Source organism: Klebsiella sp. PL-2018, from assembly GCF_019048985.1.
Taxonomy (GTDB): domain Bacteria; phylum Pseudomonadota; class Gammaproteobacteria; order Enterobacterales; family Enterobacteriaceae; genus Klebsiella; species Klebsiella michiganensis.
On record NZ_CP077673.1, the window covers coordinates 1,847,549 to 1,870,724 of the forward strand.

The window sequence follows — 23,176 nt, forward strand, 5'->3', positions numbered from 1 at the left end:
GCGGCTGTTCAAAGGAGATTGCCATGAAAGCCCAGAAACCGGGGTTACACCCGCGTAACCGTCACCAACAACGCTACGACCTGCCCGCGCTGTGCCAGGCCCACCCTGAGCTCCAGGGCTTTATCACCCTTAACCCGGTGGGTGAGCAGACCATCGACTTTGCCAATCCGCTGGCGGTGAAGGCGCTGAATAAAGCGCTGCTGGCGCACTTCTACGCGGTGAACCACTGGGATATTCCCGACGGCTTTCTCTGCCCGCCGGTGCCGGGCAGGGCTGACTACATCCATCATCTCGCCGATCTGCTGGCGCTGGATAGCGGGACGATCCCGGCCAACGCCAGCATTCTCGATATTGGCGTTGGCGCAAACTGCATCTATCCGCTCATTGGCGTGCACGAGTACGGCTGGCGTTTTACCGGCAGCGAAGTGAACGCCGACGCGTTCGCCAGCGCCCAGGCTATCGTCAACGGCAATCCCGGCCTGACTCGCCAGATCCGCCTGCGTCGTCAAAAAGACGCTAAAGCGATTCTGACCGGCATTATTCATAAAAATGAGACCTACGACGCGACCCTGTGTAACCCGCCGTTCCATGATTCCGCCGCCAGCGCGCAGGCGGGCGGTGAGCGTAAACGTCGCAACCTGGGACTGGGCGAGGAGAGCGTGCTGAACTTTGGCGGCCAGCAGCAGGAGCTGTGGTGCGAAGGGGGCGAGGTTGCGTTTATTACGCAGATGATTGCGGAGAGCCAGCAGTTTGGCCGTCAGGTGAAGTGGTTTACCTCCCTGGTTTCTCGCGGCGACAATTTGCCGCCGCTCTACCGTGCGCTGACCGACGTCGGCGCGGTGAAAGTAGTGAAAAAAGAGATGGCCCAGGGAAATAAGCAGAGCCGCTTTATCGCCTGGACCTTTATGGACGAAGCCAAACGTCGCCGCGCTTTATAACGTGGGCTCGGCGGGTGCCGGCGGTCCCGCCGGTGCCGGCATCGGCAGAACCTGGTAAGTTTGTACCGGCGCCCGCACGCCCGCGAGGTCAAAATGCCTTTTCACCTGAGTGTCGAGGGCGAACCTTACCGTCCACTGCTTCAACGGCAGGGTAGTAAAGGTGACGCGCAGGGTGAAGGCGGTATTGCTTAAGCCCACCAATCCTGCGAAAGAGGGCTCGCCAATGATCAGCCCGCGAATCTCTTCCTGCGCCATCACTTCCGCGACCGCGTCTTTCAGCGCCTGGTTGGCCTTATCCAGATCCTCCTGTCGATCAACGTCATAGTTGGCCACCACCGAGCCGATCCCGCGCACGAAGTTGGCGAAGGTGGTTATCGAAGACCACGGAATAATGTGATAAGCACCGGTATCCTGGCGTACGCCGACGGAGCGAATCGACATGCGTTCTACCGTCCCGGTTAACGGCCCGATGGTCACCAGATCGCCGGTATTCATGCCGTTCTCAAACTGGATGAAAATCCCGGTAATAATATCTTTAACCAGGGTTTGCGCGCCGAACGAAATCGCCAGGCCCAGCGCGCCGGCGCCGGCCAGCAGCGGGGCGATATTCACGCCCACTTCCGAAAGCAGGATCATGATAGTAATGGTGCTAATGACCACCGCCAGCGCGTTGCGAAACAGCGTCAGCAGCGTTCGGGCGCGGGCGCTGGGCAGCGGGCGGCCGTGAATATCCGATGCCAGCCGGTTCTCAATCAGGCTGGCGAGCAGCGTCCAGCCAATTGCCGAGAAGAAGAGGATCAGTGCGATACGAATCAGCACATCGACCGCTTTTTGCCCGCTGCCGTTATGCATCCACTGCCAAAAATCGAACAGCCCCCACGCGCTGAGCAGCAGCATGATCGCCACGCAGACCGTCAGGATACGCGCGGCTTTCAGCGACGCGGAGATCCAGCCGTTCAGCCGTTTTTGCAGTTCGGGGTAGTTGCGCTGGGTTTCCGGCGACAGGGTGATGGTTTTCGCAATCCAGCGCGACAGAATACCGGAGACTAGCGCGGCGGCGCCGATGATGGCCAGGCTGCGCAGCGTCGCGCCCATCATAAATTTCAGGCTGTTGCCGGGATCGAACAGGGAGAAGAAAAACAGCACGATAAAATAGGCGCAGGCCAGCCAGTGCCAGATCAGCGCAAAGGCGCGGATAAACAGGCTAAAGAAGGCCAGCGAGCGGTCGGCGAGATGGATAAGCCCTTGGGTAATCAATTTCTTATTGTGAAATATCAGGTACAGCGCCCAGAGCGTAATGCACAGCATAATCACCACGTTGGCCAGCGCTCCGAACTGTACGTTGACCTGGTTGGAGATAATCGGCACCGCGACGATGAGCCCGTAGCCAATCAGGCTGCTCAGCGCGCTGAGACGCAGGTTCCAGTATTTCGCCGCTTCATCGCTGAGGTTGAACGGGCGTAGCTCCGGGATGCGGGGGCAAAAAATAAGCCGCAGAATGGCCTTGAAAAATTCAATCAGCGCGAAGGCGTTGAGAAACAGGCTTTGTTGAAAGGCGATGGTGGGGTTGTTACCGTTCAGGCGGTCGCTTAAAAGCTGGCCCACGAAGAGCGTGAGCGCCAGCAGAAGCAGGTCAAAAATAAACGCGCCGGCGATCGTTGCAGGTAGCTGAAGCCAGTTGCTGCGGTCGCGGTTTTTATGCCGTCCCCAGTGGCCCATTTTGCGATACAGCGGCAGGGCCGCCAGGCGTACCAGCCACCAGAACGCAAAGACCAGGCCCGCCAGCAGCAGGAAATGCCAGGCGGCGTTGGTGAAAGTCTGAGAATTAAACGCTTTGTGCGGAGAACCGGTGATGTTGCGCCACAGCTGGGAGAAGCGCGAAGAGAGCTGCTCTCCGTATTCGCGGCTGATGTGAGTGACGTTCTCCAGCACCGTGGTCTCGTCTTTTATTTCCGGCGGCGTCAGCTTCGGCGTACTGTCCGGCGGCGGCGTGGCGGCGGCTTTCCGCAGCTGCTCGATAAGCTCCTGACGGGCGTCGGCGTTTTCAAGCACGTCGGCCAGCGCGCCGTAGGCCGCTTTCTTCTGCGCCACATCGGGTTCACTGCTGCTGGACGGGTCCGCTGTGGTTGCCGGAACGCCGGGCAGCGTCGCGGCCCATAGCGGAGCGGTGAAGAGTAGGGCAAGCAGTAACAAAATCCGCGGCACAGGCACCTCCATTGCATCTCAAACCAATAAGTATAGAAGATGAGATCCGCAGAGCGAGGTTGGGATGATTCTGGAAAGCGGCTCTCCCGCGAAGGGAGAGCCGGGGGGGATCAGGCTACGTGCTGCAAAAACTCGCGCAGGCGCGGGCTGGGCGGGTTATTCACCAGCATCTGCGGATCGCCATCTTCCGCAATGCGCCCTTTATCGATAAAGATCAGGCGCGACGCCACTTTTTCGGCGAAGCCGATTTCGTGGGTAACGATAACCATGGTCATGCCTTCTTCGGCCAGATCCTGCATCACTTTCAGCACTTCATGACGCAGTTCAGGGTCAAGCGCGGAAGTCGGCTCATCAAACAGCATCATTTTGGGTTTAACCGCCAGCGCCCGGGCAATGGCCACGCGCTGCTGCTGTCCGCCTGAAAGCTCAGAAGGGTAGTGGTGCGCACGTTCCGCGAGGCCCACTTTCTCCAGCAGGTCTTTCGCCAGTTTTTCCGCCGCCGCTTTATTGGCGCCGCGAACGCGCAGCGGGCCGAACATCACGTTTTCCAGCGCCGTCAGGTGCGGGAACAGATAAAACTGCTGGAACACCATCCCGGCTTCCTGACGAATCAGCCGCTCGTCAACCTTCGGGTCGTTGACCTTCAGACCGTCGACGATCAAATCGCCGCTGGTAATCTCTTCAAGTTTGTTAATACAGCGCAGCAGGGTCGATTTACCGGAACCGGACGGCCCGATAATCACCACGACTTCGCCCTGGTTGATCTTCAGATCGATATCATGCAGCACCTTGGTTGGGCCAAAATGCTTGGAAACGTTTTTAAATTCAATCACAGGATTTTCATCCTTCTTTCAAGACGACGCAGAACAAAGCTCAGCACCAGGGTGATGATCAGGTAGATAACCGCAACGGCGCTCCAGATCTCCAGCGCGCGGAAGTTACCGGCAATAATTTCCTGGCCCTGACGGGTCAGTTCGGCCACGCCGATGACGATAAACAGCGAGGTATCTTTGATGCTGATAATCCACTGGTTGCCCAGCGGCGGCAGCATACGGCGCAGCGCCAGCGGCAGGATCACGTAGCGGATAGTTTCCCGACGAGAAAGGCCCAGCGCGAGGCCGGCTTCCCGGAAGCCTTTATGGATCGACAGCACCGCGCCGCGGGTGATTTCCGCAATATAGGCGCCGGAGTTGATCATAATGGTTACCACCGCCGCCGAGAACGGGTCGATGCGTAAATCGCTAAACGCCATCGGCAGGGCGAAGTAGATGAACATGACCTGCACCACAATTGGGGTGCCGCGGATGATTTCGATAAAGACCAGCGCGATGTGGTTGGCAATCCAGCCGCCGAAACAGCGGGCGAAACCGGCCACCAGACCGATTATCAGACCGCCGACCAGGCCGAGGACCGAAATCCACAGCGTCATTTTGGCGCCTTCCAGTAAAATTGGGATGGCGGGCCAGATGGCACTCCAGTCAAACTGCATAATGTGTTCCTGTTACCGTGTCGAAAACAGAGGAAAACCCCCTGAGAAAACTATTCAGGCCTGCTGACGGGTAGCCCGGAGAGCTCCAGGTCTACCAGACCACAGCAGGCCTGGAAGAGAGTATCGCTAATTATTATTTGGGTTCAGTACCGAACCATTTTTTATAAATTTCGTTGTAAGTGCCGTTCTCACGCAGCGTTTTCAGCGCGCCGTTCACTTTTTCACGCAGCTCGTCGCTGCCTTTCGGGAAGGCGATACCGTAGTTTTGCGCTTCCAGCGAGTCGCCTACCGCTTTGAACTTGCCGTTACCCGCAGTTTTGATGAAGTAAAGGATGTTTGGCGTATCGTGCAGAACCGCATCAGCGCGACCGGTACCCAGTTCCATATAGGCGTTATCGATGTTCGGGAACTGGCGCAGATCTTTGGTTTTGATATTGGCTTTCGCGTAATCAACGGAGCCGGTGCCGCCCTTCACGGCAACCACTTTACCGTTCAGATCTTTGACATCTTTAATATCGTTATTATTCGCGTTAACCATGACCAGCAGGCCGCTTTTGTAGTAGCCGTCAGAGAAGTCGATCGCTTTTTTACGTTCGTCGGTGATGGTGATCCCCGCCAGCGCGAGATCGATGTTTTTGGTCTGCAGCGCCGGAATGATACCGCTGAAGTCCATTGGCTTCAGGGTGTAGTCAAGCTTTAGCTCTTTCGCAATGGCAGCCCACAGGTCAACGTCGAAACCGACATACTTATCGCCCTGTTTAAATTCGAACGGTACAAACGCCGTGTCGGTCGCGACAACCAGTGTTTTATCAGCGGCGTGAGAAGAAACCGCAAAAGCCAGGGTCAGTGCAGCCAGTGAAACTTTAAATACAGACTTCATAGCATTTCCTTTTATATCCACGGGACGATCCCCTGCGAGAACGAGTTGCCTTATGAAAAAATCATGCCACTTTTACAACCTGTTGTTTTATAACAAGCAGGAAGGCGCCTGTTGCACAATTTTGATAACGGATAACGTTAAATGCACCGATATGGGGCGCCGTTTTGGTGCGTCATAAAGGCATCGCATAACAAGAGCATTTTTAACGCAAACCCTGATGTTAAAACAATCTCGGCGTAACGATTGTGTGAGGTGATTATTACAATTGATTTACTTTTGCGCGTATTTTGTACATTCTCATGCACTGAAGTGGTGCGCGGCGGGGAAGTGGAAAGAAAAAAAGCCGCCAGCGTGGCTGACGGCAGTTGGCCTTACTCGATATTGGCTTCGATGAACCACAGGAATTTATCCAGGTCGCGTGAAGCAGCGGTGAAGATATCAGCGGTATCTTCATCTTTGGCTTCATCGATGGCTTTACGCACATCGTTGGCGACGATCGCATAGCGGTCGGCCAGCTCTTTCAGATGGTCCTGGACGCTATGGATATCCAGCGGGTAGCTTTTCAGCGGGCTTTTGCTGTTAATGACCTGAGTCGTACCCAGCGCTACGCCACCAAGCTGTACGGCACGTTCTGCCATCGTATCAAGGTGGTCGACGAGCGCAGTGCGGAAGCCGTCCAGCATCTCATGAACGGCAATAAAGTTTGCACCGCGCATATTCCAGTGAGCCTGTTTGGTAATCAAAGACAGGTCAATGAACTGGATCACCTGGCGATTCAGCAGCTCAACGGTCGCTTTCTTCGCGCTATCAGCGACGTCGTTACGGGTATAGAGCAGATTCGTTGCTTTAGTTTTAACCAGTTTTGCGGTACTCATAGTGTCATATCCTCTTGATATTTGTACTCGTCATACTTCAAATTCGAATTATTCGGAGCGTCTCATCCCAATAACTTGCGGAATTAAGTATAGCAACGGATTTGAGCTTTGCAGCGGCGGTAGTCTCTATCGGTCTGATAGCGCAGGGCTGTTAGTCAGGAAAAATAGTTTATAAATTAAGGAGATGATTGAGTTTCTCGTCAATCAGCTCCTTTTCGCTAGCTGATGTCGACCTTCTGTATCTTCGTTTCCCGACGCATCGTCAGCGTGGAGCCCATCGAGGCAAGAATAATCGCCCCCAGCGCCAGCGTTTGGGTCGCGGTTAGCGTTTCCCCAAGAAACACCATTCCGGAAAGCGCGGCGAGAGCCGGCTCCATGCTCATCAGGGTGCCAAAGGTCTTGCTGGGCATGCGGGTCAAGGCAACCATTTCCAGAGAGTAGGGCAGCGCGGTCGATAAAATGGCGATCCCCAGTCCCGGCAGCAGCAGCCCCCACTGAAAGAGCGTATCGCTGGCCTGGATCATCCCCATCGGGACGAAGACCACCGCAGCGATCAGCGACCCCATAGCGACCGTTGCGGGGCCATGCTCTTCGCCGGCGCGCTGGCCGGTCAGAATGTAGACCGCCCAGCAGGCGCCAGCGCCGAGGGCCAGCAGCGCGCCAATGGGATCGATCTGCGCCACGCTTTGCCCCAGCGGCAGTAGAAACCAGAGCCCGAGCACCGCCAGCGCCACCCAGACGAAATCGAGAGGGCGACGGGAGCCAAAGAGCGCCACCGCCAGGGGGCCGGTAAATTCCAGCGCGACGGCGACGCCTAGCGGAATGCGCTGAATCGATAAATAGAACAGGTAGTTCATCGCACCGAGCGACAGGCCGTAGAAAAGCAGCGGCAGGCGCTGCTCCGGGGCAAAGCGCAGGCGCCAGGGTTTGAAGATAACCACCAGGATGAAGGTGCCGAGCGCGAGGCGCAGGGCGGTAACGCCTGGCGCACCCACCAGCGGGAAGAGTGACTTGGCCAGCGAGGCGCCACTCTGGATCGAAATCATGGCAATTAAAATAACCAGTATCGGCAACCATGCCGGTACTTTGCGGGACGAGCCGGGCATCCTTTCTCCTGTCAATTTTGTCAAATGCGGTAAAGGTTCCAGTGTAAATGAATTACCCCGCGCCGGTTGAGCTAATGTTGAAAAAAAGGGGTGTAAAAGCAGTACAATAGCGCGGGGTTGAAGATAATTTCACCAGAAGATTAGGAATAATCTGGATACACGTCTGGCGCTTTATGAGCCTTAATAGGAGTATATTTGTAAAAAAGGTTTGTTTTCCAGTTTGTTATAGAAACGTAGAAACCTTTAGTTACATGAAAAAGTACGTTAGACAATGTAAAGTGAAAAGAGTTTCCCAAAAGTTTTTGTTATATTTAAGGCTTAGGACTTATTAGAAACACATTTGAGGTGGTTATGAATAAAATTGCACGTTTTTCAGCACTGGCCGTTGTTCTGGCTGCATCCGTAGGTACCACTGCTTTCGCCGCGACTTCTACCGTTACCGGTGGCTACGCGCAGAGCGATATGCAGGGTGAAGCGAACAAAGCAGGCGGTTTCAACCTGAAGTACCGCTACGAGCAAGACAACAACCCGCTGGGTGTTATCGGTTCTTTCACCTACACCGAAAAAGATCGTTCTGAGTCTGGCGTTTACAAAAAAGGCCAGTACTACGGCATCACCGCAGGTCCGGCTTACCGTCTGAATGACTGGGCGAGCATCTACGGCGTAGTGGGTGTTGGTTACGGTAAATTCCAGGACAACAGCTACCCGAACAAATCTGACATGAGCGACTACGGTTTCTCTTACGGTGCTGGTCTGCAGTTCAACCCGATCGAAAACGTTGCTCTGGACTTCTCCTACGAGCAGTCTCGCATTCGTAACGTTGACGTTGGCACCTGGATTGCTGGCGTAGGTTACCGCTTCTAATCACTCTGGTGATATAAAAAATCCGCCTCAAGAGGCGGATTTTTTTTGCCTGCGGTTTACGCGACTGTGTTAATTGACGGTAAACGCGTCGGTACCCAGATGGGTATAGTCCACTTTCTTCAGCTGGAAGTTAGTGATGTAGATGGGGCCGGCCTTCTGTTCCGAGATAAAACGATAGCGCGGGGCAATCTCCTGAGCGCTGATGCCGGTCCACTGCGAAAAGAAGCTGAGGAAGTCGTTGGCGGACCGCCGCGCTTTAATGACCTTATGCGCTTTATCATCGCTGGAGATCACCATAAAGGGGACCTGGAAATTCTGCTGGTACTTATCATCGTGCGCCAGATACTGCACCTCTTTCCCGCGCTCCTTAAAAGCCAGACCGTGATCGGAAAAATAGGTCATCGAGAAGGTTTCGCCCGAGTTTTGTAGCTGAGTATAAAGATCGCTCAGCAGCGTATCGGTTTGCGTCATGGTGTAGAGATAGCAGGAGGTCTCTTTCGACTGAACAAAAACCGCGTATTTCCCTTTAGTGCGGTCGCAGGCCTGCGGATGCGAACCCATCAAATGCAGGACAATCAGCTGCGGCTGGGTGCGGCGGGTGGCAAGCACCTGCGCGGTCAGCTTTAATAGCTGCTCATCCTGAGTGTTTTTATTGGCCTCGAAATCGCCGTTCTTGAGGAACTGAACTTCGTCCGCGCGTTTGGCGATGCTGGCAATCGCCGTATCGTATTCGCCAATTTGCCCCTGATTCGAGAACCACCAGGTCTGAAAACCGGCGCGGTTGGCGAGGGTGACAAAGTTATCCTGAAACTGCGGTTTATCATCGACCACCCGGTTGAGGGTTAAACCGAGCGATTTCTGCGTTGAACCGCTGGCGGCAACGTAGTCATTGAACAGATAGCCTTTTACCGAGCTGGCGAACGGGGTGTTGTCCCAGTGGCCGCCAAAGGCGCCGAGCGCATCGCGACGCGCGCTCTCGCCGATCACCACCACATACAGATGATATTTGGGCTTTACCGCCAGCACGTGCCAGCTGTCTTTCATATTCGCCAGCTGCGCCATTCGCGCCTGCTCATCCAGCACTTCATTATTATTCACCACCACATCTTTAACGAAGCGTACGGCGGGGTAGCCGGTGTCGATAACCTTAAAGACGCCGCCCCAGGCGAGGTTTTGCACCGGCTGGAGAAAGAAAATAGCGGTGCAGAACAGCAGCCCCAGCGTCTCCATTTTCCCCCAGCGCGCCGATGCATCCGGCTTGCGCCGTACGGCAATCACGCCGAGCGCAAAGATAAACACGGCCAGCAGATAGTTGTACCACGGGAAAATGGTCAGGATCTCGGTGGACTCTTCGATGTTTGTGGCATGCAGCGCCAGCAGCGTGTTGAAATTGGGCGCGCCGTAGGCCTGGCCGAAAGGATAGTACATGGCCGCCAGCAGCGAATAGGCACCGATCGCCACTTTTTGCGCGCGCGGAAAGCTGCGCCACAGCAGATGCAGCACGCAGGTAAAAGCAACGGTATAGAGCAGGCTAAAGTCGTAGCCCAGCGCCAGGTTAATAAACAGCGATTGTAAAAAGTAGAATCCTGTCCATGGGTTCAGTACCAGTCCGCGGGCGACCAGCGTTTCTTTCAGCGTGACATTCATAGTAAACAATCAAAAAGAGCCATGTGCGTCCCCTGGCATCAAGGGGTAAAACCTGCTGGACAGTGCGTGAAGAGGGTCTCTGCGAGCCGCAGTAGTGGCAGGGCTGACAAAAGATAGGGCTTGCAAATGTTAAGGTCAACCATCCATAACGGATTGTTTTGGGAGGAAGCTTACAAAACTTGAAAAAAGTTGCCGTAGCGCTGAGTAATCAGCCAGTTTGACGGGAAATTATGACAGAAAAATGAAGCGGCGTACCGCGACGCCGCATTAGTTGTTGGGTTTATCCTGCTGGGGCTTGCCGTTGATCAGATCGCACAGCATACCGACAAGCATTAACCGTACTTTAAAAGGAGAATGGGTAAACACGTTTAAACACCTCTTGAATTCATTCATCTCGACCTCCTGTAACTTCGTCCTTCACTCCTTGAAGGATGTGTGTATTACATACAGATATAGCACAGGCTATATTTTATAGCTATGGCTAAAACGTTAATTTTTTGTTCTCTGTGCGCGATCCATTACAATAGGGATCCTTTTATATGATGCTTGATGCGTCACAGGAATGAGGAAGCACAATGAACCGTCGCGCAGGTAAGCCAATAACAAAAAAAGTGACGCAGCTAGTGAATGTCGAAGAACACGTTGAGGGGTTTCGTCAGGTGCGCGAGGCGCATCGTCGGGAGCTGATTGATGACTACGTGGAGCTGATCTCCGATCTGATTATGGAAGTGGGGGAAGCCCGTCAGGTGGACATGGCCGCGCGTCTTGGGGTGTCGCAGCCAACGGTTGCGAAAATGTTAAAACGACTGGCCAGCGTCGGGCTGATCGAACAGATCCCATGGCGGGGGATCTTTTTAACCCCGGAAGGTGAGAAGCTGGCGCATGAAAGCCGCGAACGCCACCAGATCGTCGAAAACTTTTTACTGGTGATCGGCGTTAGCCCGGAAATTGCGCGTCGCGACGCCGAAGGCATGGAGCACCACGTCAGCGAAGAGACGCTGGCGATGTTTAAACAGTTTACCCTCAAGCAGGGGTCACCGGGAGAATGAACCTCGTCTTTGTTCAGTCGCTAATCCGCGACCGTTTTTTGCATCTGCTGCTGATCGTCGGCGTTGTTTTAAGCTTTTTTGTTCCGTTTGTCCCTGCAGGCTGGCTACACGCCATTGACTGGCATACGATTATCACCCTTAGCGGGCTGATGCTACTGACCAAAGGTATTGAACTGAGCGGCTATTTTGACGTAATAGGTCGCAAAATGGCGCGCCGCTTTGTGACCGAGCGCCAGCTGGCCATCTTTATGGTGCTGGCGGCCGCGCTGCTATCCACCTTCTTAACCAACGACGTGGCGCTGTTCATCGTCGTGCCGCTCACGCTGACTCTAAAAAAATGGTGCGCCATCCCGACAAGCCGTCTCATCATTTTTGAAGCGCTGGCGGTGAACGCCGGGTCGTTGTTAACGCCCATCGGTAACCCGCAAAACATTCTTCTCTGGGGGCGCTCGGGCCTCTCCTTTCCGGCCTTTATCGGCCAGATGCTGCCGCTGGCGGCAGCGATGATGCTCACCCTGCTGGCGCTGTGCTGGTTCTGTTTCCCCGCGAAGCGTCTCGACTATCAGAGTAGCGACAGGGCGCCCTCCTGGCGGCCAAAGCTGGTCTGGAGCTGCCTGGCGTTTTATGGGGTCTTTTTAGCCGCCTTAGAGCTGAAGCAGGAGCTGTGGGGACTGGCACTGATCGCGCTGGGTTTTTTGCTGCTGGCGCGGGCGGTCATTATCCACGTCGACTGGACGCTGCTGCTGGTCTTCATGGCGATGTTTATTGACGTTCACCTGTTGACCCAGCTACCGGCTCTCCAGCATGCGCTTAACGGCGTCGGCCAGCTCTCGGCAGGCGGATTGTGGCTGACGTCGATTGGCCTGTCGCAGTTTATCAGCAACGTCCCGGCGACCATTTTGCTGCTCAATTACGTTCCACCATCGGTGCTGCTGGCCTGGGCGGTAAACGTCGGCGGGTTCGGCCTGCTGCCGGGCTCTCTGGCAAACCTGATTGCGCTGCGCATGGCTGGCGATCGCCGTATCTGGTGGCGTTTCCATATCTACTCTCTGCCCATGCTGCTGTGGGCCGCGCTGGTAGGGTACGGATTGCTGCAGCTCTGATTTTCAGAGAATTGGGCAAGAAACGGACAGAAACGCCACATTCGCGCTCTCCTTTTCCGGGGTATAACTTTATTCACGATGGTGAATCACCCTGATTGAAGGAGAGTCCTATGCGTTATCAAAAACTGGGCCATACCGGCCTTTTTGTCTCTGAGCTGTGCCTCGGCACCATGACCTTCGGCGGCGAAGGCGGCCTGTGGGGGAAAGTGGGGCAGCTGCGCCAGGCGGAGGCAGAGCAGCTGGTGGGCAGCGCGCTGGATGCGGGCATCAACTTCATCGACACCGCTGACGTCTATTCAGAAGGGCGCTCGGAAGAGATTACCGGCCAGGCGCTGAAGAATCTGAAAGTGCCGCGTGAAAACGTCGTCGTGGCGACCAAAGTGTTTGGCGAAACCGGCACCGCAGGCGTGAACTCGCGCGGCAGTTCGCGCTATCACATCATCGGCAGCGTGAAGGAGAGCCTGCGTCGCCTGCAGCTCGATCATATCGATCTCTATCAACTCCATGGCTTCGATCCGGCAACCCCGATCGAAGAGACGCTGTATGCGCTGGATAACCTGGTGCAGCACGGGCACGTCCGCTATATCGGCGTGTCGAACTGGGCGGCATGGCAGATAGTCAAAGCGCTGGGCATTTCCGAACGTCTGGGGCTGGCGCGTTTTGCCTCGTTACAGGCTTACTACACCCTTGCCGGACGGGATCTGGAGCGCGAGCTGGTGCCGATGATGCAGAGCGAAGGCCTGGGCCTGATGGTCTGGAGCCCGCTGGCGGGAGGGCTGCTCAGCGGTAAGTACGATCGCGATGGGCACTCGGCGAGCGGCGGCCGCCGTCAGGAGTTTGATTTCCCGCCGGTGAACAAAGCGCGGGCTTTTGACTGCATTGATGTGATGCGCGAGATTGCCGATGCGAAGGGTGTTTCGGTGGCGCAAATCGCGCTGGCCTGGCTGCTGCATCAGCCGGCGGTAAGCAGCGTGATTATTGGCGCGAAGCGCGCTGAGCAGCTCGCCGATAACCTCGCGGCGACCAGCATTGCCCTGAATGATGATGAACTGGCGCGGCTTGACGCGGTCAGCGCGCTGCCGCGAGAGTATCCGGGCTGGATGCTGGAGCGCCAGGGCGAATACCGCCGCGACCAGCTCGCCCAGCAGTAACTTCCTCTCTTGCACGCCGGATCGTCTGTTTCGCGATCCGGTTTTTTTATCCGTTGCGCTCACAAAACGCGATCCTGGACTTTGCCTGACGGGAGAATTTCGTTTATATGACTAGTCATGAAATTAATATGACTAGTCATAGGTGCGAGCGATGAACAGAACACTACCGGCAGATTTTTTATGGGGTAACTCGGTTTCCAGTATGCAAACCGAAGGGGCGTGGAATGAGGGCGGGAAGGGGATGTCGGTTTACGATATCCGCCAGCCGGCGGAATTTGCGTCCGACTGGAAGGTGGCAACCGACTCGTACCACCGCTACCGGGAAGACTTCGACCTGATGCAGGATTTGGGCATGAACTGCTACCGCTTCCAGATTGCCTGGAGCCGCGTTTGCCCGGAAGGCGACGGTGAGTTCAATGAAGAAGGTATCGCCTTTTATCACCAGTTTATCGATGAACTGCTTGCCCGCGGCATTGAGCCGATGATCTGCCTCTATCACTTCGATATGCCGCTGTCGCTGGCTGAACGCTACAACGGTTTTACCGACCGTCGGGTGATGGAAGCCTTTATTCGTTACGGGCAGAAGATGATCGACTGCTTTGGCGACAAGGTGAAGTGGTGGTTGACCTTTAATGAACAGAACCTCTACCACATGCCGGACGCGTTTCTGATTTCAGGCTATATGCGCGGCGAGAAGACCCTGCGCGAGCTGTATCAGATCCAGCACCACGTGATGATGGCCCACGTGCACCTGACGCAGTATCTGCATCAGGCGAAGCCGCAGTGCCTGATGGGCGGCATGCTGGCCCACGCGCTGGTCTATCCGGCGACCTGCAAACCGCGCGATATCCTTTGCGCCCAGCAGCTCGATGAGTTTTTAAACCAGAACCTGCTGCGCGCCTTCGCCGGAGAGGGCTACAGCCCGGAGGTCATGCACGTTGTCGCCCGTGAAGGCTTTGCGGATATCTACCGCGCAGAGGATCTGGCGCTGATGGCGCAGGTTAAAATCGACTATCTGGCCTTTAGCTACTACGCCAGCAAGGCGCTGGATAGCGACCCGATCCCGCCGGGCACGCCGGTGAACCACTACATGCAGTTTGGCGATAAAAAGAATGACTTTCTGCAGGCCACCGAGTGGGGCTGGCAGATTGACCCGCTGGGCTTTCGCACCATCATTACCCGCTACTACAACGACTGGCGTCTGCCGGTATTCCCGATTGAAAACGGCATCGGGGTGATTGAGTCCTGGGACGGCGAAAATCCGGTCGCTGACGATTACCGCATCGCCTATCATCGCGACCATATCAACGCCATGAAAGAGGCGATGTTTGAGGACGGCGCGCGGGTGATTGGCTATCTGGGCTGGGGGTTAATCGATATTCTCAGTTCGCAGGGCGATATGCGCAAGCGCTACGGGGTTGTCTACGTGAACCGTGAAAACCACGACCTTAAGGACCTTAAGCGCGTCCCGAAGAAAAGCTATGCCTGGCTGAAGCGGGCCATCCGCAGTCACGGCGAAGAGATGTAGCGGCGCCTCGCGCGGGCAGATGGTATATTCTGCCCGCCAGCCACTATCAGACACGTAAAAGGATCCGGGAATGACGGCCAAATATCTGAGTATCGCGCGGGAAATCAAAAAACGTATTATCAGCCGGCAGTATCCCGCCAGCGCGCCGTTACCCGACCAGTTCGCCTTAGCGGCGGAGTTCAGCACCAGCAGGATGACCATCCAGCAGGCGATGCGCCAGCTGATTGTCGAAGGCCTTATCTACACCCGTAAGGGGCAGGGAACCTTCGTGCGCAAAAACTTCCTCCAGCTTTCGCAGTGGGAGCTGCCCGGCAGCGACTATTTTGGCGCCACCAAAACCTGGGAGCATGTAGGGGAAGTGACCAGCCGGGTGATTCGCTTCGAGCTGCGTTTTCCGTCGGAAAAAGAGCAAAGCTCGTTGCTGATTGACGCCGATGCCCCGGTCTATGATTTCGTCCGCCTGCGGCTGCTCAACGAGGAACCCGTGTCGCTGGACCTCACCGTGATGCCCGTTGCGCTGGTGCCTGGCCTGAATAAAACGCATCTCGAAAGCTCGGTATTTCGCTACGTGCAGGAGACGCTGGGGCTGAAGATGATGGGATCGTATCGGGTGGTGCGGGCGGTGAAACCGCAGGCGCTGGACAGAGAACATCTCAACTGCGAAGCGAGCGACCCGGTGCTGGAGGTGGAACAGGTGATCTATCTGGAGGACGGTACGCCGCTGGAGTATGCCCATTGCCACTATCGCTACGACCACGGCGGAATTATTCTGGTCAATAACGGATAAAAAAATGGCGGGCACCGGGCCCGCCACTCTGCGCGATGCGTTTTAGTTCAGACGCACCGGCATACCGGAACGGTTCTGGATCGCCTGATCGACCACGCTCTGGTCTACGTCAGTTTGGCTGGTAATCGCCTGTACTGATTTGGTCAGGTTAATCGGCACGATTTCGCCGCCCTGGAACTGCTCTTCCGTGGTGGACAGCGGGTTGTGAACTTCAATGAAGCGGCTGCCGTCAGGCTCGGTAGTGGCTTTTACCGGCTCATCGATAAACTCAACGCGGGTGCCGACCGGCACGTTTTCAAACAGGAACTTGATATCGTCATTACGCAGACGCACGCAGCCGTGGCTGACGCGCAGGCCGATGCCGAAGTTAGCGTTGGTACCGTGAATAGCGTACAGGCGGCCGATATACAGCGCGTACAGGCCCATCGGGTTATCAGGGCCGGCAGGAACAACGGCCGGCAGCGGTTCACCGGCTGCGGCATATTCAGCGTGCATTTTGGCGGTAGGCGTCCAGGTCGGACCGGCTTTTTTACGCTCAACTTTCGTCACCCAGTTGATCGGCGTGTCTTTGCCTAACTGGCCGATGCCGATCGGCAGCACGATGACGGTGTTGGTGCCTTTCGGATAGTAGTAGAGGCGCATTTCCGCGCTGTTGATGACGATACCTTCATGCACGGTGTCCGGCAGGATCAGCTGCTGCGGGATATTCAGCACGGTGCCGCCTTTCGGCAGGAAGGTGTCCACGCCCGGGTTGGCTTCCAGCATGTTGGATAAACCCATCTGGTATTCAGCGGCGAAATATTCCAGCGGCTGCTTGTTGCCTTCCGGAATGGTGATCACCTGGTTCTGGCCAATCAGACGGCTGCCGTCGGTGGGCAGAGGGTAGGTTACAGCAGAAGCTGTGTTGCAAAAGCCCACGATGGCGAAGGCTGCCGCGAAGAGTGTTGATAATTTCATAATCTTTATATCGTGGGCGATGTTAATGCCGCACAGGCCTTTGTCAGTTTAAACAGGAAGTCGATGGGAGCGCATTATATGTGCTTTCCGGCAAACAGGTAAATGAGATGTGTACGAAATCACATTTTTTTCCTGTGACCCTGAGTGTAGCCCGTCAACGCGGGCTCTGCAGCCTGAAAACGGGAGGGGATTACCCCTCCAGAAGCCGCGACTGGAGCGCTTCTCGCGCCTGCGGCGTGAGCTGATACTCTTTCTCCAGCCAGGCATCGACGCTGGCGTAGCGTTCGTCGATTTGCGAAAGCGCGGCGGCAAGGTAGGACTCATGCACCGTCATCATTTCCGCCAGGTTCTGCCGGCCGCGGGGGGTCAGCGCATTGCCGAGGGACTGGAGCATGAAATCTTCGACCTGCGTCAGCATGCCCTGGGTGAGCAGATATTCCTCCATGACCGTATGACGATCGCAGCCGAGGGCGAACAGCGTCAACGCGCAGCCAACGCCGGTGCGGTCTTTTCCCACCGCGCAGTGCTGCAGCAGCGCGCCGTCGAAAGGCTCCATCAGCCAACCGGCCAACTGGCGATAAGCGGCGTTATTGAACGGCAGTTGGCGGTAGAGCGCCAGCATAAACTGCTCGCCGTTAAGGGCGTTCAGGGTGGCGGCGTTGAGCTCGGTGACTTTGGCGTTGACGTCGCGAACGTGCGGATTCGCCGGGGCGTTGAGGTAGTGAGCCGCTTCGTTCAGCTTATCGGGGCTGCGATTCACTTCGCCCGGGTCGCGATAATCAATCACCCGGCTAAGCGGGATCGCGTCCAGATGGGTGAGGTCATCTGCCGTCATCATATGCAGCGAGCCGGAGCGGAATAATTTCCCGGTACGCACGCGACGGCCGTCGGCGGTACGCTGGCCGCCCAGGTCACGAAAGTTGATACCGCCCTGCAGCGATAAGAAAGCCGGATGGCGGGAGTGTGTGGTCATAGGTTCCTTCCAGATTAAGGTAAAAAATTACGCATTAAGCAGTGTAACCGCGCAATATGACATGACCCTAACACAGGCGTCATTGATGATTTTATAACGCCCCGTGAAAAGTGAAGCATTTGCTGGCATAATGTCTGGTTCATCACACTTCTCATTCTCTATTTTCAGGATAACCCCGTGCTAGTATCCAGCAACGTCACCATGCAGTTCGGCAGTAAGCCGCTGTTCGAAAATATTTCCGTCAAATTTGGCGGCGGCAACCGTTACGGCCTGATTGGCGCCAACGGTAGCGGCAAATCCACCTTTATGAAGATCCTCGGCGGCGATCTTGAGCCGACGCTGGGCAACGTCTCCCTCGATCCGAACGAGCGTATCGGTAAGCTGCGTCAGGATCAGTTTGCGTTTGAAGAGTTCAGCGTGCTGGATACGGTCATTATGGGCCACGGCGAGCTGTGGGAAGTGAAGCAGGAGCGCGATCGTATCTACTCCCTGGCGGAGATGAGCGAAGAAGATGGCTACAAAGTGGCTGACCTGGAAGTGCTGTACGGCGAGATGGACGGTTACTCCGCTGAAGCGCGCGCCGGCGAACTGCTGCTCGGCGTCGGCATCCCGGTTGAACAGCATTACGGCCCGATGAGCGAAGTCGCTCCCGGCTGGAAGCTGCGCGTGCTGCTGGCGCAGGCGCTGTTCTCTAACCCGGACATTCTGCTGCTTGATGAACCGACGAACAACCTGGACATCGACACCATCCGCTGGCTGGAGCAGACCCTCAACGATCGCGACAGCACCATGATCATCATTTCGCACGACCGTCACTTCCTGAATATGGTCTGTACCCACATGGCGGATCTGGATTACGGCGAGCTGCGCGTTTACCCGGGCAACTACGATGAGTACATGACCGCGGCGACCCAGGCGCGCGAACGTCTGCTGGCGGACAACGCCAAGAAAAAAGCGCAGATTGCCGATCTGCAATCATTCGTCAGCCGCTTTAGCGCCAACGCCTCTAAATCTCGCCAGGCGACCTCGCGCGCCCGTCAGATTGACAAAATTAAGCTGGACGAAGTGAAAGCGTCCAGCCGTCAGAACCCGTTCATTCGCTTTGAGCAGGATAAGAAGCTGTTCCGTAACGCCCTGGAAGTGGAAGCGCTGGCGAAAGGCTTTGATAACGGCCCGCTGTTTAAAAACGTCAATCTGCTGCTGGAAGTGGGGGAGAAGCTTGCCATTCTGGGCGCCAACGGCGTGGGTAAATCCACGATGCTGAAAACCCTGGTCGGCGATCTGACGCCCGATAACGGTACCGTTAAATGGTCTGAGAACGCGCAGATTGGCTACTACGCGCAGGATCATGAATATGAGTTTGAAAACGATCTGACGGTATTCGAGTGGATGAGCCAGTGGAAGCAGGAAAGCGATGATGAGCAGGCGGTGCGCAGCATCCTGGGTCGTCTGCTGTTCAGTCAGGACGATATCAAGAAGCCGGCGAAAGTGCTCTCCGGTGGCGAAAAAGGCCGCATGCTTTTCGGTAAGCTGATGATGCAAAAACCGAATATCCTGGTGATGGATGAACCAACCAACCACCTGGATATGGAATCGATCGAATCGCTGAACATGGCGCTGGAGATGTATCAGGGCACCCTGATCTTTGTTTCCCACGACCGTGAGTTTGTGAGCTCGCTGGCGACCCGAGTGATTGAAATTACGCCGGAGCGCGTTGTGGACTTCACCGGTAACTACGAAGATTATCTGCGCAGCAAAGGTATCGAATAATATTGCTGTTGTCTGTCCCGGATTGCGGCGCTGCAGCGCCTTATCCGGGCTACCGGCCCACAGACGGCGATGAACCTGTAGCCCGGGCAAGGCGCGTTAAGCGCCGCCCCCGGGAGCAGAGCGCAGAGTGGCTGAATTTCCCAAAGGCGCTGCTGCGCCTTATCCGCACTACACCCGCCACTCGCTCCTTTCTTCACCGTTCACCAGCAGCCTGCGTTTTTCCCCCGCCGGCAACGACACCTTCAGCGCTTTCCACGCCGGACGATAATCGCCGCGCGCGTTCACCTTCAGGTTGATGCTGGCGCTATCGCAAACCATTTCCCATTCTACCCACAGCGCATGGCCATTCTGGTAGCCCCAGCTTTCGCCATCATCTTCAAACAGCAGGCCGCGACGGGTCCCCACGCCCTTCAGCGGGAACAGCTTTAGCTCGCGGCAATCATCTTTTTGCGCATCGACGTGGCGGATACGCTCGCTCAGCGGCAGGCCTGCTCCGGCGCGAACCAGCAGCGGCAGTTTTTCCAGCGGCGCATCAAGGACGATCCACTGACCTCCCGCGAACCACTGGTGGCTATCAAAGTCGTACCAGCCGTCCTGATTGGCCGGCAGCCAGACGCGGCGCTGACGCGCGCCGGGTTCGACGACGCTGGCGACCAGCAGATCGCGACCCAGCAGGAAGTCGTCGCATTCGGCAAACGTCTGCGGATCGTGTTCGTGATCGAGGAAGGTCGGACGCAGCATCGGTTCATCGTCGGCGTGAGCCTGCCACAGCAGCGTATAGAGATACGGCAGCAGACGATAGCGCAGCTCAATGGCTGAACGGATAGCCGGCGTGACTTCCGGGTACATCCAGGCTTCGTTGACCGTCTGGTCGTCATTCCACGAGTGAATGGTAAAGCGCGGATGCATAACGCCGTTTTGTACCCAGCGTACGAACAGCTCCGGGTCCGGTTTATCGCCAGAGAAGCCGCCAACATCGTGGCCGACATTGAACAGCCCGGAGAGGCTCATTCCCAGCCCCATGCGGGTGTTATAGCGCAGCGTATCCCAGTTGGTACGGTTATCGCCGCTCCAGGTCTGGACGTAGCGCTGCATCCCGGCGCAGCCGGAGCGAGAGATCAGGTACGGTCGTTTGTGCGGCGCAAAGCGCTGCTGAGCCTCCAGAGACGCGCGCATCATCAGCAGCGGCATGACCGGGCGAATATGTTTAATGGCAATTTCCTCGCCAAACCCGTAACAGCGGGCTTCGCCGTCCCAGACTTCATACTCGTTATTATCGTTCCACGTGGAGTCGATACCCATCTCCAGCAGCTGGGTTGTCACGCCTTCCTGCCACCAGGCGACGGTCTGCGGATTGGTAAAGTCAAGGTGCGACCCTTCGTCATCCCAGAAGCTGGAGCGCTCGGGAGCATCCGCCTGTGAATCGCGGATAAAAAGCCCGCGCTCCGCGACCTCGTTATAGCGCGGATGGTCCTGCAGCAGGCAGGGCTTAATATTGGCGGCGAGCTTCAGTCCGGCATCGTGGAAGGCCTGGCTCATCACCTTCGGCTGCGGCACTTTATCGTTGTTCCAGTTAAAGACGTAGCGCTTGCCGTCAATCGAGGTATAGCCGGAAGAGAGCTGGAACGAATCGCACGGAATGGCGTGTTCATCACACAGGCGGATGAAGTTCATCAGCTGGTTTTGCGCATCCGGCGCGTCGGTGTAGTGCATCGTCGAACCGCTGTAGCCGAGACTCCATTTCGGTCCGAACAGCGTTTTGCCGGTCAGGCGTACGAATGCTTTGGTGATATCCAGTACCCGTTTGCCGGAAAAAAGATAGTAATCGATGTCGCCGGCTTCCGCCTGCCAGCGGCGATAGGCGGTATGGTAATTATCGATTTCGTTGCCGAGATCCAGCCAGCAGCTGCTCAGGTTGTCGTAAAACAGACCGTAGCTGACATCGCTACGCTGCGCGATGGTAAACGGAATATGTTTGTACAGCGGGTCGGTGCTCGCCGCGTTATAGCCCATGGCGTCGAGGTTACGCATCTCATAGCGCTTCCCGTTACGCTGCAGATCGCCGGCTTTTTCGCCCAGACCGTAGAAGCGTTCGTCTTTGCGTCGGCTCAGGTAGTGGGCAACGCCGTCGCCGTGGGCATTCGCCAGGTAGGCGCTGGTGGGGCGGTCGTTAACCAGCGGCTGCCACTCGCCGGCCTCATCGCGATAGCTCCATTCCAGCCACAGCGGCTGGTGGACGGTGACGCGCAGCTGGTCGGTGGCGATGCTCAGGGTATCGCTATGCTCCGTGAGCTGCCAGGCGGGGAGGCTAAAGCCGCTCAAATCTTCGCGCGGGCGTCCTTCCCACGGCACGTCCTGCTGGGGAGCGATACTCCAGGTGCGATCCAGCGCCAGCTGGCCGTGCCGCTTTAGCAGCACGCGGAACATATTCTCTTCCAGCACGTACAGACACAGGGTGTGCTGGCCGTCTACGATCAGCTCAACGTGGTGGTCCAGCCGTTGGTGCAAAGTCCAGTTTTTCAAAGTCTTCATTTTTTACATCCACTCTCAGGCGCGTTTTGCGCGACGTTCAGCAATAAATGCCACCAGGAATACCGCGCCAATCAGGTCAAAGAACCCCATGGCGATAAATAGCGGGTTGAAGCCGATTTTGTCGGCGGTGACGCCAATCAACAGCGAGAACAGAAAGCTGGCGATCCAGGCGGCGGAGCCGCGCATCCCGTTCACGGTCGCCATCTGTCCTTTATCGAACGACTCCACCACCAGCGCGCTGAGCATGCAGGAGATGATCTGGTGGCCGAAGCCGCCTATCGAAATCAGCACGATGGTGATATAGGGATCGCGGGTGATCGCCACGGTGGCGAGCGAAATCATCAGGAAGGCGCCGGTGACGGAGCTGGCGACCACCGAGTTCACCCGCGAACAGCCGAACCAGCGGGTATATAGTTTGGTCAGATAGCCGCTGGCGACGCTGCCGAGGTCGGCCGCCAGAAACGGCAGCCAGGCAAACATGGCGATTTGTTTTAAATCCATGCCGTGCTCTTTCGCCAGGTAGAGCGGTACCCAGAAGCTCAGCACCGCCCAGGCAGGCTCAGCCATAAAGGCCGGAATGGCGATACCGTAGAAGCGCTTGTTTTTCGATACGGTTTTCAGCGCGGTAAAGAAGGGCAGTTTGACCGGTGGCGCTTCATTGTCCTGCTGGATCAGCGCCAGCTCAGCTTTACCCAGGTTAGGGTGTTTTTCCGGGTTATGATAGAACGCCCACCACAGCACGACCCACAGCAGCGCCAGCGCGCCGGTGAACATGAATGCCCCCTGCCAGCCGAACGAAGCGTGTGCGAAGTAGATAATCGGCGGCGCCAGCATGGCGCCCACGGAGAAGCCGACGCCCGCCCAGCCTGCCGCGATCGGCCGCTCGGATTTTGGAAACCACTCACCCAGCGTTTTGGCGTTGGCTGGCGTCGCCGCCGCCTCAGCGCCGCCCATGAAAAAGCGCAGAATCGCCAGGTGCAGCCAGCTCCCCGCCCCGGCATGGGCGATGCAGGCGATGGCCCACAGGGTGGCGCAGATCATAAAGCCGAGCTTGAGGCCAATAACGTCGATAAGCCAGCCGTAGAGCGGCTGGAAAATGGTGTACGCCAGCTGAAAAGCGCCGACTATCCATGAGTACTGTTCAGTGGTAATACCCAGGGAGGTTTTTAGTTCCGGGGCGATAATCCCCAACGAATTACGCGTGATGTAGTTAACGGTGACGCCGAGTAAAAACAGCACCAGCATCCACCAGCGCAGGTTCTTCACTATGCGGCGCGATTTACTGACCGCCATATCATTATTGAGGCCTTGGCTCATAGAAC

Annotated in this window: 20 protein-coding genes; 8 read left to right on the forward strand and 12 right to left on the reverse strand. The window is 56.5% G+C overall.

Translation table 11 applies throughout. The features are described from left to right. The first annotated feature begins 23 nt into the window (after nucleotides 1-23). The gene (gene rlmF, locus MKleb_RS08580; RefSeq protein WP_025108096.1) at nucleotides 24-938 is read left to right on the forward strand and encodes a 23S rRNA (adenine(1618)-N(6))-methyltransferase RlmF; all 915 of its coding nucleotides are present in this window, start codon (nucleotides 24-26) and stop codon (nucleotides 936-938) included. Here the strand turns inward: rlmF and ybiO are convergent. The 6 genes from ybiO to rhtA all read right to left on the reverse strand — a co-directional run bounded on the left by ybiO (nucleotide 933) and on the right by rhtA (nucleotide 7,493). Next, entirely contained in the window at nucleotides 933-3,143 is a 2,211-nt protein-coding gene (gene ybiO, locus MKleb_RS08585; RefSeq protein WP_032694518.1) for a mechanosensitive channel protein, read from the reverse strand. The genes rlmF and ybiO overlap by 6 nt on opposite strands. Before the next feature lie 110 nt (nucleotides 3,144-3,253). Then, nucleotides 3,254-3,976 carry a glutamine ABC transporter ATP-binding protein GlnQ gene (gene glnQ / locus MKleb_RS08590; protein ID WP_004849106.1) on the reverse strand — a complete coding sequence of 241 codons (723 nt, stop codon included), beginning with the start codon at nucleotides 3,974-3,976 and terminating at the stop codon, nucleotides 3,254-3,256. After that, a complete protein-coding gene (gene glnP, locus MKleb_RS08595; protein ID WP_004100490.1) occupies nucleotides 3,973-4,632 on the reverse strand; it encodes a glutamine ABC transporter permease GlnP in 660 nt (219 codons plus the stop codon). Before glnP ends, glnQ begins: the two co-directional genes overlap by 4 nt. A 133-nt stretch (nucleotides 4,633-4,765) precedes the next feature. Next, nucleotides 4,766-5,512, reverse strand: coding sequence for a glutamine ABC transporter substrate-binding protein GlnH (gene glnH / locus MKleb_RS08600; protein ID WP_004849110.1), 747 nt, complete (start codon nucleotides 5,510-5,512; stop codon nucleotides 4,766-4,768). Between the two features lie 371 nt (nucleotides 5,513-5,883). Beyond that, complete coding sequence (dps, locus tag MKleb_RS08605) at nucleotides 5,884-6,387, reverse strand: DNA starvation/stationary phase protection protein Dps (RefSeq protein ID WP_004130751.1); 504 nt, start codon at nucleotides 6,385-6,387, stop codon at nucleotides 5,884-5,886. Between the two features lie 218 nt (nucleotides 6,388-6,605). Beyond that, nucleotides 6,606-7,493 carry a threonine/homoserine exporter RhtA gene (gene rhtA, locus MKleb_RS08610; protein WP_004100495.1) on the reverse strand — a complete coding sequence of 296 codons (888 nt, stop codon included), beginning with the start codon at nucleotides 7,491-7,493 and terminating at the stop codon, nucleotides 6,606-6,608. Between the two features lie 351 nt (nucleotides 7,494-7,844). Here rhtA and ompX point away from each other — a divergent pair, with 351 nt between their 5' ends. Beyond that, nucleotides 7,845-8,357, forward strand: coding sequence for an outer membrane protein OmpX (ompX, locus tag MKleb_RS08615; RefSeq protein WP_004130755.1), 513 nt, complete (start codon nucleotides 7,845-7,847; stop codon nucleotides 8,355-8,357). Nucleotides 8,358-8,426: 69 nt separating this feature from the next. Here the strand turns inward: ompX and MKleb_RS08620 are convergent, their stop codons facing one another. Together MKleb_RS08620 and mntS are read right to left on the reverse strand one after the other, a co-directional pair. Then, nucleotides 8,427-10,004: a phosphoethanolamine transferase gene (locus tag MKleb_RS08620; RefSeq protein ID WP_025108094.1), complete on the reverse strand. Its 1,578-nt coding sequence runs from the start codon at nucleotides 10,002-10,004 to the stop codon at nucleotides 8,427-8,429. A gap of 267 nt (nucleotides 10,005-10,271) precedes the next feature. Then, a complete protein-coding gene (mntS, locus tag MKleb_RS08625; RefSeq protein ID WP_004100500.1) occupies nucleotides 10,272-10,397 on the reverse strand; it encodes a manganase accumulation protein MntS in 126 nt (41 codons plus the stop codon). 182 nt (nucleotides 10,398-10,579) lie between these two features. Between mntS and mntR the strand changes: the two genes are divergently transcribed. From mntR to MKleb_RS08650, 5 genes are all read left to right on the forward strand, one after another. Continuing rightward, nucleotides 10,580-11,053: a manganese-binding transcriptional regulator MntR gene (gene mntR, locus MKleb_RS08630; protein ID WP_014228517.1), complete on the forward strand. Its 474-nt coding sequence runs from the start codon at nucleotides 10,580-10,582 to the stop codon at nucleotides 11,051-11,053. Then, nucleotides 11,050-12,156 (forward strand): anion transporter, encoded by a 1,107-nt coding sequence (locus MKleb_RS08635; protein ID WP_048261128.1) that lies wholly within the window; start codon nucleotides 11,050-11,052, stop codon nucleotides 12,154-12,156. The genes mntR and MKleb_RS08635 overlap by 4 nt, the downstream gene beginning before the upstream one ends. Nucleotides 12,157-12,266: 110 nt before the next feature. Then, complete coding sequence (locus MKleb_RS08640) at nucleotides 12,267-13,307, forward strand: aldo/keto reductase (RefSeq protein WP_025108092.1); 1,041 nt, start codon at nucleotides 12,267-12,269, stop codon at nucleotides 13,305-13,307. 151 nt (nucleotides 13,308-13,458) lie between these two features. Further along, a complete protein-coding gene (locus MKleb_RS08645; RefSeq protein ID WP_025108091.1) occupies nucleotides 13,459-14,835 on the forward strand; it encodes a glycoside hydrolase family 1 protein in 1,377 nt (458 codons plus the stop codon). Nucleotides 14,836-14,905: 70 nt separating this feature from the next. Then, nucleotides 14,906-15,622 (forward strand): GntR family transcriptional regulator, encoded by a 717-nt coding sequence (locus MKleb_RS08650; RefSeq protein WP_025108090.1) that lies wholly within the window; start codon nucleotides 14,906-14,908, stop codon nucleotides 15,620-15,622. Between the two features lie 42 nt (nucleotides 15,623-15,664). Here MKleb_RS08650 and ldtB read toward each other — a convergent pair whose 3' ends face one another. Next, nucleotides 15,665-16,579 carry a L,D-transpeptidase gene (ldtB, locus tag MKleb_RS08655; RefSeq protein WP_004130773.1) on the reverse strand — a complete coding sequence of 305 codons (915 nt, stop codon included), beginning with the start codon at nucleotides 16,577-16,579 and terminating at the stop codon, nucleotides 15,665-15,667. 190 nt (nucleotides 16,580-16,769) lie between these two features. Beyond that, the gene (locus MKleb_RS08660) at nucleotides 16,770-17,552 is read right to left on the reverse strand and encodes a tyrosine-protein phosphatase (RefSeq protein ID WP_014228522.1); all 783 of its coding nucleotides are present in this window, start codon (nucleotides 17,550-17,552) and stop codon (nucleotides 16,770-16,772) included. A gap of 177 nt (nucleotides 17,553-17,729) precedes the next feature. Between MKleb_RS08660 and MKleb_RS08665 the strand changes: the two genes are divergently transcribed. Continuing rightward, on the forward strand, nucleotides 17,730-19,322 hold the full coding sequence (locus MKleb_RS08665; RefSeq protein WP_004849135.1) for an ABC-F family ATPase: 1,593 nt from the start codon (nucleotides 17,730-17,732) through the stop codon (nucleotides 19,320-19,322). 168 nt (nucleotides 19,323-19,490) lie between these two features. Here MKleb_RS08665 and MKleb_RS08670 read toward each other — a convergent pair whose 3' ends face one another. Both MKleb_RS08670 and MKleb_RS08675 read right to left on the reverse strand, forming a co-directional pair. Beyond that, entirely contained in the window at nucleotides 19,491-21,854 is a 2,364-nt protein-coding gene (locus MKleb_RS08670; protein WP_025108088.1) for a glycoside hydrolase family 31 protein, read from the reverse strand. Nucleotides 21,855-21,869: 15 nt separating this feature from the next. After that, nucleotides 21,870-23,171: an MFS transporter gene (locus tag MKleb_RS08675; protein ID WP_217076570.1), complete on the reverse strand. Its 1,302-nt coding sequence runs from the start codon at nucleotides 23,169-23,171 to the stop codon at nucleotides 21,870-21,872. Between the last annotated feature and the right edge of the window lie 5 nt (nucleotides 23,172-23,176).

What these genes read in the sequence shown, in the direction of transcription:
- rlmF (WP_025108096.1), top strand. Translation starts at nt 24, where the DNA reads ATGAAAGCCCAGAAACCGGGGTTACACCCGCGTAACCGTCACCAACAA.
- glnP (WP_004100490.1), bottom strand. Translation starts at nt 4,632, where the DNA reads ATGCAGTTTGACTGGAGTGCCATCTGGCCCGCCATCCCAATTTTACTG.
- glnH (WP_004849110.1), bottom strand. Translation starts at nt 5,512, where the DNA reads ATGAAGTCTGTATTTAAAGTTTCACTGGCTGCACTGACCCTGGCTTTT.
- dps (WP_004130751.1), bottom strand. Translation starts at nt 6,387, where the DNA reads ATGAGTACCGCAAAACTGGTTAAAACTAAAGCAACGAATCTGCTCTAT.
- rhtA (WP_004100495.1), bottom strand. Translation starts at nt 7,493, where the DNA reads ATGCCCGGCTCGTCCCGCAAAGTACCGGCATGGTTGCCGATACTGGTT.
- ompX (WP_004130755.1), top strand. Translation starts at nt 7,845, where the DNA reads ATGAATAAAATTGCACGTTTTTCAGCACTGGCCGTTGTTCTGGCTGCA.
- MKleb_RS08620 (WP_025108094.1), bottom strand. Translation starts at nt 10,004, where the DNA reads ATGAATGTCACGCTGAAAGAAACGCTGGTCGCCCGCGGACTGGTACTG.
- mntS (WP_004100500.1), bottom strand. Translation starts at nt 10,397, where the DNA reads ATGAATGAATTCAAGAGGTGTTTAAACGTGTTTACCCATTCTCCTTTT.
- mntR (WP_014228517.1), top strand. Translation starts at nt 10,580, where the DNA reads ATGAACCGTCGCGCAGGTAAGCCAATAACAAAAAAAGTGACGCAGCTA.
- MKleb_RS08635 (WP_048261128.1), top strand. Translation starts at nt 11,050, where the DNA reads ATGAACCTCGTCTTTGTTCAGTCGCTAATCCGCGACCGTTTTTTGCAT.
- MKleb_RS08640 (WP_025108092.1), top strand. Translation starts at nt 12,267, where the DNA reads ATGCGTTATCAAAAACTGGGCCATACCGGCCTTTTTGTCTCTGAGCTG.
- MKleb_RS08645 (WP_025108091.1), top strand. Translation starts at nt 13,459, where the DNA reads ATGAACAGAACACTACCGGCAGATTTTTTATGGGGTAACTCGGTTTCC.
- MKleb_RS08650 (WP_025108090.1), top strand. Translation starts at nt 14,906, where the DNA reads ATGACGGCCAAATATCTGAGTATCGCGCGGGAAATCAAAAAACGTATT.
- ldtB (WP_004130773.1), bottom strand. Translation starts at nt 16,579, where the DNA reads ATGAAATTATCAACACTCTTCGCGGCAGCCTTCGCCATCGTGGGCTTT.
- MKleb_RS08660 (WP_014228522.1), bottom strand. Translation starts at nt 17,552, where the DNA reads ATGACCACACACTCCCGCCATCCGGCTTTCTTATCGCTGCAGGGCGGT.
- MKleb_RS08670 (WP_025108088.1), bottom strand. Translation starts at nt 21,854, where the DNA reads ATGAAGACTTTGAAAAACTGGACTTTGCACCAACGGCTGGACCACCAC.
- MKleb_RS08675 (WP_217076570.1), bottom strand. Translation starts at nt 23,171, where the DNA reads ATGAGCCAAGGCCTCAATAATGATATGGCGGTCAGTAAATCGCGCCGC.